We start from the raw sequence: 14,280 nt of genomic DNA, 5'->3' as shown, positions 1-14,280 counted from the left end.
CTACTCAACTTTTTTAGGCAGCAATAATGCCCAACATGATTTCACTGCCCGATATCACAATTGTCAACCAGATTTACGAAAGTGCTAATTCATTAGTATACCGAGGCATCCTCAAATCAAATCAGCAACCTGTAATTTTGAAACTCCTCAAAGAGGATTATCCCACACCAGCCGAACTCTACCGCTATCAGCAGGAATACGAAATCACTCGCCGTCTCAACCTAGAGGAAACCATTAAAGCCTACGAACTGCGAAAATACGAGAACACACAAGTCATGTTCTTAGAGGATTTTGGAGGAGAGTCCTTAAAAATCCTGTGGTCAGATTGTCCCTTTGCTTTACCAGACTTTCTCCACCTAGCCATCCAAATCACAGATGCGTTAGGCAAAGTTCATCAAAAAAATGTCATTCACAAAGATATCAATCCATCTAACATTGTCTTGAATCCTCAAACCGGACAAATAAAAATTATTGACTTTGGCTTATCTACCATCCTATCCCAAGAGAATCCAAGCCTCAAAAGTCCTAATCTTCTAGAAGGGACATTTGCTTATATGTCTCCAGAACAAACAGGCAGGATGAATCGAGTGATCGACTACCGCACCGACTTTTATTCTCTTGGCGTTACTTTCTATGAACTGCTAACCAACCAGTTGCCTTTTGAATCCGTAGATGCACTTGAGTTAGTCCATTGCCATATTGCCAAACAACCCACTCCGCCTCATGAAATTAATCCACAAATTCCCTTGCCTGTCTCAGAAATTGTCAAGAAGTTAATGGCAAAAACCGCAGAAGATAGATATCAGAGTGCTTGGGGAATCAAGGCAGATTTAAAAAAATGTCGGGCTCAATGTAAAAATGACCAAATTAAAGCTTTTTCCTTAGGATACCAAGACATTTCTCCTCAATTACAACTCCCTCAAAAACTGTACGGGAGAGAATCACAGATTGAGTCCTTATTGACTGCATTTGAGCGCGTAGCGTCGGGACAAGAAAAACAAGTAGGGGCTGGTTTAGCAAATAACCTGAGTAACCCAACAACAACTCAGTCACAAAATCTGCCCGTACAAAGACAAACTGAACTCATGCTAATTTCAGGATACTCTGGTATTGGAAAATCAGCTTTAGTTCAGGAATTGTATAAACTCATAACTCAAAAAAGGGGCTACTTTATTGCAGGTAAATTTGACCAGTTGCAACGCGATATTCCCTATCAAGCTTTAGTCGCTGCCTTCCAAGAATTGGTGCGGCAACTGCTCACGGAAACTCAACCCCAATTACAACAGTGGCAAGAGAAGATTCTACGGGCATTAGGAATCAACGGACAAATTATTATTGATGTCATTCCCGAAGTTGAACTGATTATTGGCAAACAGAATCCCATCCCCCAATTACCTCCAACAGCAGCAAAAAATCGGTTTAATTTAGCTTTTCAAAACTTTATTCAGGTCTTTTGCCAAAAAGAACATCCCCTCGTCCTATTTCTAGACGACCTTCAGTGGACAGACAGCGCTACGCTACAATTTATCCAGTTGATAATGACCGATTTCACTACTCAATATCTATTTGTAATCGGAGCTTATCGAGATAACGAAGTCAGTGCAAGTCATCCTACTATGCTGGCTTTATCTGAGATGAAAACACAGGGAGTAGTAATTAATCATCTCTCCCTTTCACCCTTAAATTTAAACCAGGTTAATGAATTCATTGCGGATACGCTGAAAACAGAGTGCGTCCCTACGCAAAGATTAGCCGAGTTGGTTTGGCAAAAAACACAAGGAAATCCCTTTTTTATTAAAGAGTTTCTGAAATCACTTTCTACAGAGCAATTGCTGAATTTTGATCCGAATGCTGGGGCTTGGTCTTGGGATTTAGAGCAAATTATAACTAGGAATATTACTGATAACGTTGTTGAATTCATGGCAGATAAAATTCAAACCTTATCCGAATCAGCACAAAAAGCTTTACAGTTAGCCGCTTGTATTGGCAACCAATTTGATTTACTTACCCTTTCACTTATTAATGAAACTGCTCAAAAAGCAGCTGCAAATGAATTGTGGGATGCCATTCAAGCGGGACTGATATTACCCGTAGGGGATGATTACAAATTCCTGAAAACAGACCGAGATATCAAGGACTTAAAAATTACTTATAAATTTGCTCACGATCGCATCCAGCAAGCCGCCTATTCCCTAATTCCCCCAGATGACAAGCAAGCGGTTCATTGGAAAATCGGGCAACTGTTGTTACAAAATACACCCCAACAGATCCTCCACCAAAAGATTTTTGATATTGTCAATCAGCTCAACTTCGGTATTCCAGCAATTGACGTTCAGTTAGAAAGAGATAAACTTGCTCAATTAAATCTCATTGCTGGCAAAAAAGCGAAGGCATCAGCAGCTTGGAAACCCGCCTGGAATTACTTAAGAATCGGTATAAATTGCCTGAGTGCAGATACTTGGCTTCGTCAGTATGACATCACTCTGGCACTTTATGTGGAAACAGTAGAAGCTGCTATCTTGAGTGGTCACGTTGAGGAAATGGAAAAATTGGCCGATATTGTGCTTCAACAAGCTACTTCATTGCTGGACAAAGTGAAAGTGTATGAAGTCAAGATTCAAGCCTATACAGCACAAAACAAACCGTTAGAAGCTATAGATACGGCACTTTTAGTATTAAAGATGTTGGGGATTCGCTTTCCCAAAAAACCAACAAAATTAAATATTTTCCTGGAACTGGTGAAGACAAAGTTAAGTTTAGTAGGGAAGCGAGTTGAGGACTTAATCGACCTACCAGTGATGACTAATCCCGATCGACTGGCAGCCATGCGTATCCTATCAAGTGTAGTTTCTGCTGCCCATTTTGCCCTACCTGAATTGCTACCGTTAATTGCGTTTAAACAGGTCAACTTATCAATTAAATATGGGAATACTTCTGTGTCTTCTTCTGCCTATGCTACTTACGGACTAATTCTGTCTGGGGAAACCGTAGGAGACATTGAGACTGGTTATCAATTTGGGCAACTGGCTATCTTGTTACTGGATAAATTTAATACTAAAGAACTAACAGCCAGAACCATATTTATTGTTAATTACTTTGTCAAACATTGGAAAGAGCATCTTAGGGAAACTTTAAACCCTTTGCAGAATGCTTACTCGATAGCCCTAGAAACTGGAGACTTAGAATATGCAGCTTATTCAGTTTGTGTATACTGCTATCATTCTTATGTATTGGGGAAGGAATTGGCAAGAGTCGAGGCAGAGATGGCAATGTACAGTAATACCCTCAGCCAACTGAAACAAGAAACATCATATTACTACAACCAACTCAATCGACAGGTTTTATTGAACTTGATGGGACAGGCTGAAGATAAATGCCGTTTAATCGGTGAAAGCTATGACGAAACAAAAATGTTACCCCTGCATCGAGAGGTGAATGCTCAAAATCTTTGTCGCTCGGTCTATTTTTACAAGTTATTTCTCTGCTATCTTTTTCAAGACTATCAGCAAGCTATAGAAAATGTTAAATCAGCCGAAAAATATAGCGATAGTGCTGTAGGGACTATTCCTCTCTATCATTTCTATAATTCTTTAGTCCATCTTGCCATCTATTCTGGCGCACCCAAATCAGAGCAAAAACTCATCCTCCAGAAGGTGAAAGCCAACCAAAAAAATATCAAAAAATGGGCGCAGTTTGCTCCGATGACTCACCTCCATAAATTCTATCTAGTGGAGGCAGAGCGATATCGAGTTTTGGGTGAAAATGCTAGGGCGATCGACTACTACGATCGCGCCATTGCCTTAGCCAAAGAACATGACTACATCAACGAAGAGGCTTTGGCTAATGAATTGGCAGCCAAATTCTACATCGCTTGGGGAAAAGAGCAAGTTGCCCAAGCCTATATGACAAATGCTTACTACTGCTATTTACGTTGGGGCGCTACAGCTAAAATGACAGATTTGAAACGGCAGTATCCAGAACTTTTAAAGCGTTTTTCGACAGGTAATATGTCCATAAATTCGCGCAACACCCTACCTACTACTTCTGGCAATACTTCAGGTGAATTCCTGGATTTGGCAGCATTGATGAAAGCATCTGGGGCAATTGCCAGTGAAATTGAGCTGGATAAACTCCTCACGACTTTGATGAAAATTCTGCTGGAAAGCTGCGGCGCACAAATTGGCTATCTAATTTTAGAGTCTCAAGGACAACTGCGAGTCGAAGCGTCAGGTGAGGCCAACTCAAATCAGGTGATGGTGTTGCAATCGACTCCTATAGAAACCTGTCTGCCTTTGTCGATTATTCACTATGTTGAAAGGACTCAGGAAGGACTGATTGAAACCAATGTTGCCCGTGAAGGCAGATTTACCCAAGATGCTTATATCAAAACACAGCAGCCCAAGTCTATCCTTTGTGCCCCTCTGCTCAATCAAGGGCAATTAATTGGAATTGTTTACTTGGAAAATAATTTAGCAGATGGCGTTTTTACACCCGATCGCCTGGAAGTAATTCAACTCTTATCAAGTCAGGCGGCGATCGCCCTTACTAACGCCAGACTCTACACCCAAGTACAATCGACCCAAAATCGCCTGAATAAATTCCTCAATGCCATACCTCTGGGCATCTCCGTTCACGATGCCAAAGGACAAATTATCTACACCAATCAAGTTGCACAGCAGTTACTGAATATTCAAGATTTACCAAAAACGGAAATCGACCAACTCTCACAAACCTACGGCATTTATCGGGCAGGCACAGGGGATATGTATCCAGTGGAACAGCTACCTTTGGTGCGATCGCTTGGCGGTGAAAAAGCTCAGGCGGATGACTTGGAAATGCACCAAAGCGATGGCAGCATTTTTGTAGAAGCAACGAGTACGCCGATTTTCGATGATACGGGTAATGTAGAATATGCGATCGCAGCCTTTCAAGATATTAGCGATCGCAAGCAAGCCGAGATTACGCTTATCGAAAATGTCCGCTTAGAACAGGAAATTAGCGATCGCAAAAAAGCCGAAGCAGAACTCGAACGAGCGAAAGAAGCAGCCGTTGCCGCCAACCTCGCCAAAAGCACTTTCCTTGCCAACATGAGCCACGAATTGCGAACTCCCCTCAACGCCATTCTCGGCTTTTCTCAACTGATGAATCAGGATACAAACCTGTTAACTGAACAAAAAGAAAACCTCACAATTATTAAAAACAGTGGAGAGCATTTATTATCTCTAATTAATCAAGTGCTTGACCTTTCCAAAGTTGAATCTGGACGCATGGAGCTCTCCGAAAATAATTTTGATCTTCATCACTTATTAGCTGAGATAGAGGATATGTTTGCATTGAAAGCAAACTCTCAAAGCTTACAATTACGATTTGAATGTGCTGCCGATGTTCCTAAATACATCTACGCCGATCAAGTGAAGTTACGGCAAGTGCTGATTAATTTAATCGGTAATGCCCTGAAGTTTACTTCTTCTGGAAGTGTGTCTGTAGAAGCAAAAAGTAAAACAGCCCAAGGCAACAGTGAAGCCGGAATACAAAGCACAAATAACCAACAACCAACAACCATTACCTTTGAAGTCAAAGATACGGGAGTTGGCATTGCCGCAGACGAACTGGAGAAACTATTCCAACCCTTCGTGCAAACAGCATCAGGTCAAAAAGTGCAGCAAGGAACCGGATTAGGACTGACGATTAGCCGTCAATTTGTCCGCTTGATGGGAGGTGAAATCACCGTTATCAGTGGCGGCAAAGCTTTCACCCCTGGAATGCCTCTCAAGGAACTTTTAGAACACACAACGGGCACAATATTTAAATTTGACATTCTTGTGGGCATCGCTGATGGAAGTGCAATTCAAAACCAACCCTATAGCCGTCGCGTCGTGGCCCTAGCGCCTAACCAACCCCAATATCGCATCCTAGTTGTGGACGATCGAGATTACAATCGGCAACTGTTAGTTAAACTCCTCAAACCTGTGGGTTTTGAAGTGCAAGAAGCGAGTAACGGTATTGAAGCGCTTGAAATTTGGGATTCATACTCACCGCATCTAATCTGGATGGACATGAGAATGCCCGTTATGGATGGGTATGAAGCCACGAAACGCATTAAAGGCACTCTTAAAGGTCAAGCTACTGCTGTTATTGCTATTACTGCTAGCGTGTGGGAAGAAGAAAAGGCAGTTATTTTATCGGCTGGTTGTGATGATTTTGTGCGAAAACCGTTCCACACAGCAGCCATCTTTGACATCATGGCTAAACATTTGGGAGTCGGTTATATTTATCAAGATCAAGAGCTACCGTCCCACTCATCTAATGAGACTGGAGAACCGTTAAATCTAACGGATGTATTAGCAGCGATGTCAAAAAAATGGATAGTAAAATTATATGAAGCAGCTATTGACGCGGATGCGGAATTGGTTTGTCAACTCCTTGAGGAGATTCCTGAATCTCACGCTTTCGAGCTTCAAACTCTCAGGGATTGGGTGAATAAGTTTCAGTTTGAGAAGATTCTTGATTTAACTGAACCCTTGATCCGTGAATCTTGATATTTTTAGGACTGACGCACGGGCGGTCACAAACCGGGTTTTTTACCTCATACTTCGTTACAGCCCGTAGATGCGCTAAAAAACTCGGTTTCTAGGCGTCGGATTGCGTAAGTTTTGTCATCGCAGATGTTGCACCATTCTCAATAAGCTTTTTATGAACGGGCAAGATGCCCGTTCCACAAGAAAATCTACTCTTTGTGGAACAGGCTTTCCGCCTTGTTCAACAATAAACATTATTTCCTGTGGGGTGGGCCCCAGAGCCCGCCCTTGAAAGCTTTATTGAGAATGGTGCAATATCTCAGGTTTATCCTATTTGATGATTGCAAGTGGTTGGTTCAGTTCCATCATTGACTTTAATGGCGACTGTTTTAAGTCTGTAATATCGCGGATGGTAATTGAGCAACCATCTCCCAATCTCACAGCAGTGAAATAATAGCATTTGCCAAGGTAATCACTTTCTAGAAGAACCTCTCTTTCAAGCGATTCTCCAGTCTCAACAACTTCTACTAATAAATCAAACAATCCTGGAATCAATTGATTAAGCAGTTTTTTCAGCACGGGTTCGCCCGCGAGTTCTGTTCGTTTTTTCCCTAAGAGTCTGGCAAATACAGGGTTAACTACCAAGCAGCGAAAATCTTCAATTTCTCCAGCGATATCTCCCCTCACCGCCTGCACAGCAGCTATTCCATCCAGAGATGAGTTTAGCAAATTTGCCAGCAGGGCGCGAGATTGGTAGGCAATTTCTGCGGTTTCCTGGTGTCGCTCGATTGCTGCTTTAAGCTGGCGTTTTTGGTGCTGGATAGTGACCTGAGTTTCGAGGCGCACTAGCACTTCTTCCGGCTCAAAAGGTTTAGAAATGTAGTCAACTCCCCCGACCTTAAAAGCTTTAACTTTATCAAATACTTGGTCAAGTGCGCTTAAGAAAATAATTGGAATTTCTGAGGTATTTTCATCGGATTTGAGGGCTTCGCAGACTTGATAGCCGTCCATGTCTGGCATTTTAATATCCAGCAACAGAGCATCGGGGGGATGATTGCGGATAGTCCTCAAGGCCATCGTACCATTGGTGACGCAGCGAACTTTATACCCCTCATTGGTGAGAATTGTTGTTAGAAAGCGCAGATTTTCTAGGAGGTCATCAACAATTAAAATGTTGCCTTTGGGAGTTCCTAATTCATTAATGTCACTTTCTGCTACCGAAGCCATCGCCATAGGTTCGCCTTCGACTTTTGCCTCGGCGAGATCAGTTGTGGTGCTTTGCTTCTCTAGCAGGGAGCGGAAGTTATTTTTAGTAACTTTTTCCCCCATTACGTCTGAAAGGCGCTGCCACAGGATGGAAGATGAATCTTTGATATGTCCTACGCTGAGGTACAAGCTCTCAGCAAGAGCACTATAAGTTGCGTTTTTCCAAGCAGCTTTTAAGATTTCTTTTTCAAGCAAAGTTAACGTTTTACTGGTCTTGGATTCTAAGGCTAATTCGATAAATTCTAGAACTTCTTCAAAAGTCATATGCAAATCCATCTCATCGGGTAAGGTTTTTAAGTTTTGCACCCTAATTTTGAGTTATGCACCGTAGTTTTGATTGTAGGCGATACGGCCTTGGCGGTTGCTATACAAAAAATATTAAAGACACTAAGTATAGTATACAACCTGCTTGACCAAGAATTTCAAAGGTGGTACCCGCCACGTGATTTATCCGTGGAATCAATCCCTTTTCGAAAATCGAAAATCCTCAAGAAAGAGCATTTATCCGTGGGGTCAATCTAAAATCTAAAATCTAAAATCTAAAATCGATTGACTCGGGTCTGACCACGGGGTCGGTAGTGACTGCTTGGTGAATTGGTGGTGGATGGCAGCAGAGCGATCGCCATTTTAGCTGTAAGCTTCTGACTGTAAAGGTTTTGTGCATACTATACTTTGTGAGCAGCCACAAATTTATTAGAGATCCGACTTATCCGACCTGACGATCCGACTTTTCCGACTTGCTTTATGCCGATAGGCCACACATACTATTGAATAGCATCCACCAAAAGACAGAAAACAGTAAGAGTCATGCTGTCGGTCGGCTCTATCTAAAGATAGATAGTAGCATGATTCAGGTTGTCTATCTGAATGTAGATGCTGCGGGTAGCACTGGTCTTACCTAGTAAGCAGTTCTTGGAGAGAACTATCTTAACCAGCAAATCAATCGGTTTGCTCAATGAGCTGACCTCGATCTAATTTTCCAAGCTGAGTTCCTGGCTGCAAAGCAGACAAACTGCCAAAATAGCAGCTAAATTTCTGTGGAAATTTATAGCCTTTTGAAGGATACATTGTTTCATTTATGGTTCATAAATGAACCAGTTAATAGTGTCGGCAAAATTAGATTATTTACGGATTCTCTACCGAGGGGGGCGCTCTGTTTTCCGTTCCTTTTGCTTAATTTTGGTGATTCGGGGTGATTCACGAATCACCCCGACAACAATAAACCTTAAATATTGCCTTTCAATTAATTAATTGGCTCAGTGAAATTATGATGATGCCAGCCACTACTAACCACATCCTAACCCGAACAGAAGAACACGAACTCTTACAACGCCTTGCCGCCGGGGAAATTAATGCCTTCTGGCAAATCTTCCAACAGCACCGAGACTACCTGTTTCGTTGCTGTCTCAAGTGGATGAACGGCAACTCAACTGAAGCGGAAGACCTGCTGAGTCAGGCGATGGTCAAAGCGTGGGAAAAGGCGCAAAAGTACGCGGGAAAAATCGAGAATTTTAAATGTTGGCTAACGACGGTGACTCGTAATTTCTGGATCGATATAACACGCCGCCGAGGTGCGAATCAAGTGGAGGATATAGAAGTGTACGCGGATCGAAACGAGCTAGGACTGGTTTCTGTTGACGAGACACCAGCAAGCGCCTTGGATAGTGACGATAAAAAGAGGGTCATTCGCGCTGCTATTGATGAGTTGCCGACCAAGATGCGAGAGACGTTTATCCTGCATTTTTATGAAGAATTGTCTCATCAAGAGATAGCCGATCGCCAAAATATTACCTACCAGAATGTCTGCAAGCGCATCTCCCAAGCGCGGGCAATTCTGGTAAAGGAGTTGCGGGGATATTTTATCGGGGAGGATGGGACTGAACCGGAATTGGCGGTGACACCGGCGGTAACGGAGTCGGCAATTGAGGAACTGTCTGAGGGGAATGCGGAAGTTGAAGCGATCGCAGGGGAGTCGGTGACTTTATCTGTTGCGATCGCGGAAGTGGAGAGTGTTGTGGGTGAGGAACCGCCGGAGGTAGCGGTATCTGTGGGGGATTCTGAGTCGGATTCTGTTGCGGCGACTGCTGAGGGGAGGTTGGAGGAATTTAATGCGATCGGGAAACAGATAGTAGGGGCAGTCCCCCCGTGGCTGTCCAGTTTCAGAGGTTCACAACTGTTTCATCGTCTGGGAAAATTGGTATTGGGGAAAGTTGCGGGAGAATTTGTGCGCTTATCTGGCTCTCCTCCTTTGTAGGGTATTCCCTATTTTTAATCCCATGTCCGCGAGTCTGTTGAGGATGATCAGGTTTCATTTTTTTAAAATCAGAATTCAGAAACTGATGACTGAAATCGTTATTAAAGTGTACGACCAGATACTAAGGAAAATTTTATGAGCAAAATGATTGCTAACTTGGCGCAACATCAAGGAAAGGGAGCGCAATTTTGGGCTTATGTATCCCCACAAAATGATACTAGCACTGCGGTCACTAAATGGGCAGTGAAGATTGAAGCAACGGACAACAACTGGATAGGTATCATTACCTCAGACAATCCGAAGCAAATACTGCAAACACCCAATTTGTCAGGAATATTTAAAGTCACTGTGACGGCTTCAGGATCTAGATTTCCAGAAAAAAATCTCAGCCATACCTCCGATAGCAAGCCTGATATTGGTTGTAATTCAAACTGTGCGGCTATGGTAGGTATTGTGGCGACAGCAGATGCAAATGATGCCAATTATTGGACAGTCTGGGACGCTGTTTGTTAACTTAGCGACTCAGTAGGTGTAGAGACGCAAAAAAAACCTAATCTAGCTCACCTCTAAAAATTCAGAACTTGTCTTCTGAAGCGTCTTAAAAATGTAGGCAATCAGTATCAGTTATCAAAGTTCAGGAGGATTAAGATATGTCATTCAAAGTAGTGATTTACCGAGATGCTAACTATAGCGGACTCAGTCAGGAACTTGACGAGGGAAGTTATGATGTCTCTAGCTTGACAATCGGTAACGATCAACTGAGTTCGTTGAAAGTTCCTAACGGATTAAGGGTCACTCTCTATGAACATGCAGGATTTTCTGGCCGTTCTAAGAGCTTTACCAGTGATACTTCTTTCGTAGGTGCAGATTTTAATGACCTCACATCATCAATCCGAGTAGACAAGCTCAGGAACAAAACTTTAAACCTTATCAGTGTAAAGTGTATCAAACCATCTTCAGGAATTGACGACTGTGCAAAAGGCATATTTGGTGCAATTGGTGCTGTAGCGGGTGGTGCTGCTGCTGTTGTAGGTGCTACTGTGACTGGTGGTCTACTTATTGCTGCTACTGGAGTTGCTGCTGTTGGTGGCGCAGGTGCAGGAGTGCAGGTTATAGAAGGACTCGATCACTTTTTTGCAGGAGCCGACGATCTGTACGTAAAAGTGGACGGCAAGAAAATATGGCCGGATTCGGGAAAATACAAAGAAATCAATTCGCAGCAAACAAAAGAAATAGGTTATAGTTTCCAACTGCCCAAAAATGGAACCACAATAGAATTGTGGGATTATGACTCCGTAAGCTCGGATGACAAACTCGGATACTTAACCATACCGGAAAGTCACGATACAGGCTCTTTTACTTATGCAGTCAGCAATAGCGATGAAGGCAGTGTCTACGAAATAAATATTCAGATAGTATCGTAGTACGCTGGTCGCTCCTGTAGTAGCTTGTCCAGGCTGATTCGTTGGGTATTGACACAACCTTGAAGAACTAGAAAGCGCGATCGCCCCTAGCAACATATCAAAAGCCCGGCAGCTAGGAAGCGATCGCCCCTCTATCTTTCTTTAAATTGACACAACCTTGAAGAACTAGAGAGCGCGATCGCACTCCACGTATCCCAAAATTCCTTCCCGAGGTGCCCGTTGGCATCTGTGTGCAGCCTTCCTTAGAAATAGTGGTGGGACTGCTGGGTATTCTCAAAGCCGATCGAGCTTACGTGCCCCTAGACCCCGCCTTCCCCGAACAGCGACTGGCTGCTATGCTGGAGGACTCTCAAGTGCCGGTTCTTGTAATTTACACCTCTGGTTCCACCGGCACCCCAAAAAAGTCGCGATCGAACACCCGCAGCTTCTCAATTACCTCCACAGCATCCAGCAAACACTCAACGTGCCAAATGCGAGTTTTGCCACCGTTTCTACCTTCGCCGCCGACTTGGGCAACACCGTAATTTTCCCCCCATTATGTGGGGGTGGGTGCCTGCATATCATCTCCCAAGACAGGGCAACCCATCCTAAAGCGTTAGGGGAATATTTTCGCCAGCAGGCGATCGACTGCCTGAAAATCCTTCCCTCTCACCTGAAAGCATTCCTCGCCCAAACGGCATCAATTTTGCGTCGCAAGCGGTTAATCTTGGGTGGGGAAGCGCTGAGCTGGCAGTTAGTCGAGAAAGTGTGGGAATACCCGCCAGACTGCCTTATTTTAAATCACTAGGGGCCAACACTACTCTTCATGCCCTGATTGAAGCAGCGCCTCCTCAAGCAAATCTGTTAGTTTGAGCGTAAGAGCCCACTGGTTCAAGTAAGCTCGATCGAGTTTTTCCCCTTGCACCTTCAAAACTCCCAACACATCCGTCCACTGTTTTTCAGAACGGCGGGGAGTTAGTTTGTACCAACTGAGTTTTTGTAGGACTATATCTTCCGGCGAATAAATGTAGATTCCCTCCTCTGTTAAGCCACTAACAGGGTAAAGCTGACGGCGACTCATCACCGAAGCGGAAAAAGGGTCATCGCTGTCCATCACAAAAATGTGCGCTTTCTCCAGAGAAGGCAAATAGATCACCTTGAACGATGATTCGCGGGGTGCTGTTCTTGACTTGGCAATCGCTTCCATCACAGCCGACTCGCTGATGTAAAACTCGGCTGACATGACATCAATTAACTGAGGTGCTATTCGCGCCTCCAGGTCAATTACTAAGTCCAAATCTTGCGTAAATCTGTTTTCTCCCAACAGCGAACTTGCCACGGCACCGCCAACCACATAGGGAATATTCAGCGGTAGCAAGATACTGGCTATTTTTTGCGCTAACTCAATCGGATCTGCAATCACGAGCTTCTCCCAATCTTTGCTATTTGATAAAACTTCTATCCACTCAGCACCCAAGCACCTTTTAATAAATTTTTGCCGAACTTTTGCCTTGGTAAGATTGGAATACTGGCTCTCTATTCCGAATATGGCCAGCTTTCGGGCCGCTCGATTGAAAGCGCAAGTTCGCTGTACTTTTTGTTGGCGTTAACTGTTGCAATAGCTGAAACATCAGCACCTCCGCCTCAATGCTGGTATCAATAGATTGCGGCTTGTATCCTGAATTGACTGTGACTCTTGGTATTGGCGGCACGGTTCAAGGAGAGTGAAACTGCATAGATTTCACAATTATATTATAGGAGACGACAAAGAGTGTACTCCGTTTGCCAATATTCCTAAGATTTTATTGACATCTTTCAGATAATACTCGGTCGCGTCAACTCAGAGTTGCTTTTCTTCTAATTGTAAAAACCTCCAAATATTTCCGGAAGTAACTGCTCCTAAAATTACGGGGATTTGATTGCCCTCCCGTTCGTTAAAAACTTGAGCTGCTAACATTTCTGAAGTGCACTGACCTAACCCTCCTACAATATTTTATTTTTTAGCTTCTAGGAAATTAATAATAGGAGATTTCACAAATAACTCTTCAGTATAATTACTGATTATATATAGCAATCCTAAATGATTCTACTCGTTACCAGGCTCTGCCTGGTAACGCAGGTCCGGAGGCTCTGCCTCGCCTGCTACAATCGAGGCAGAGCCTCTGGACATTGATTAAGAGGCGAAACGCCTGTCCGTTATAGAAACTGATTTAGGATTGCTATAGTCGCAGGTTCCGTTTAATCCCCGTTCCGAATCCACATTAAAATCAACTCCCGAAAATAAGCTTATTTTCGAGGCAACCTGTTTTCGGAAATCCAGCAATATCGGCGCGATAATCATTTCCGACCGTGCTTTTTCTGTGTTAATTTTTAATGCCAGTTGTGCATAATATGCTAAAAATTCCGTGACTAAAATACTAGGTTATAACTCAGGAACATTGGCAAAAATATCCAAATCTTCTGAAATAGTCAAATCAAAAAATTTTTGCACTTTTTCTAAAGTAAAATCACTGTAAGCGATTTGATTTTTCTCCCTTTTCTAGGTGTAATGGTAGCGCTTGCCTGACATCCCCAACCTTTGAAGGAGTAGTCTTTTTTGGGAAACCTCTTCGGGTCAAGCCAGCTTGAGAAGATTTTAGCGCTTCCTGGGAACAAACCTGACTCAACGGATTACCGTTAGACCGCAGGCTGCTTTTTCCCTCGATGCAAGGGCTTTTTTGATTAATTTTTGCACCCGCACGGCGTCGCCACTTAAGTGCTACCGGTAGTGCTTTTTTGTAAAGGACAGAGGAAAACAATCTATCTTATTATGCAATCCCCATTTTTTTTCTGATTTGTT

9 protein-coding genes are annotated in these 14,280 nt (G+C 43.2%); 6 read left to right on the top strand and 3 right to left on the bottom strand.

Annotated elements, in window-relative coordinates:
• The first annotated feature begins 26 nt into the window (after nucleotides 1–26).
• Entirely contained in the window at nucleotides 27–6,539 is a 6,513-nt protein-coding gene (locus QUB56_RS08485; RefSeq protein WP_332954713.1) for an AAA family ATPase, read from the top strand.
• Nucleotides 6,540–6,848: 309 nt separating this feature from the next.
• On the opposite strand, the gene QUB56_RS08480 is transcribed toward QUB56_RS08485, so the two are convergent.
• Entirely contained in the window at nucleotides 6,849–8,090 is a 1,242-nt protein-coding gene (locus QUB56_RS08480; protein WP_332954712.1) for a response regulator, read from the bottom strand.
• Nucleotides 8,091–9,051: 961 nt separating this feature from the next.
• Between QUB56_RS08480 and QUB56_RS08475 the strand changes: the two genes are divergently transcribed.
• The 5 genes from QUB56_RS08475 to QUB56_RS08455 all read left to right on the top strand — a co-directional run bounded on the left by QUB56_RS08475 (nucleotide 9,052) and on the right by QUB56_RS08455 (nucleotide 12,249).
• A complete protein-coding gene (locus QUB56_RS08475) occupies nucleotides 9,052–10,038 on the top strand; it encodes a sigma-70 family RNA polymerase sigma factor (protein ID WP_332954711.1) in 987 nt (328 codons plus the stop codon).
• Between the two features lie 135 nt (nucleotides 10,039–10,173).
• Nucleotides 10,174–10,551 carry a hypothetical protein gene (locus QUB56_RS08470; protein WP_332954710.1) on the top strand — a complete coding sequence of 126 codons (378 nt, stop codon included), beginning with the start codon at nucleotides 10,174–10,176 and terminating at the stop codon, nucleotides 10,549–10,551.
• Nucleotides 10,552–10,688: 137 nt separating this feature from the next.
• Nucleotides 10,689–11,462, top strand: coding sequence for a hypothetical protein (locus QUB56_RS08465; RefSeq protein WP_332954709.1), 774 nt, complete (start codon nucleotides 10,689–10,691; stop codon nucleotides 11,460–11,462).
• A 230-nt stretch (nucleotides 11,463–11,692) separates the two neighbouring features.
• Entirely contained in the window at nucleotides 11,693–11,986 is a 294-nt protein-coding gene (locus QUB56_RS08460; RefSeq protein ID WP_332954708.1) for an AMP-binding protein, read from the top strand.
• The gene (locus QUB56_RS08455; RefSeq protein ID WP_332954796.1) at nucleotides 11,872–12,249 is read left to right on the top strand and encodes an AMP-binding protein; all 378 of its coding nucleotides are present in this window, start codon (nucleotides 11,872–11,874) and stop codon (nucleotides 12,247–12,249) included. The genes QUB56_RS08460 and QUB56_RS08455 overlap by 115 nt, the downstream gene beginning before the upstream one ends.
• A gap of 9 nt (nucleotides 12,250–12,258) precedes the next feature.
• Here QUB56_RS08455 and QUB56_RS08450 read toward each other — a convergent pair whose 3' ends face one another.
• The gene (locus tag QUB56_RS08450) at nucleotides 12,259–12,864 is read right to left on the bottom strand and encodes a hypothetical protein (protein WP_332954706.1); all 606 of its coding nucleotides are present in this window, start codon (nucleotides 12,862–12,864) and stop codon (nucleotides 12,259–12,261) included.
• Between the two features lie 61 nt (nucleotides 12,865–12,925).
• Complete coding sequence (locus QUB56_RS08445; protein WP_332954705.1) at nucleotides 12,926–13,153, bottom strand: hypothetical protein; 228 nt, start codon at nucleotides 13,151–13,153, stop codon at nucleotides 12,926–12,928.
• Nucleotides 13,154–14,280 lie beyond the last annotated feature (1,127 nt).

The sequence above is a fragment of the Microcoleus sp. AR_TQ3_B6 genome (assembly GCF_036702785.1).
Classification (GTDB): Bacteria; Cyanobacteriota; Cyanobacteriia; order Cyanobacteriales; family Microcoleaceae; genus Microcoleus.
Note: the sequence above shows the minus strand (reverse complement) of the source record. Positions and strands in the feature narration are given on the sequence as shown.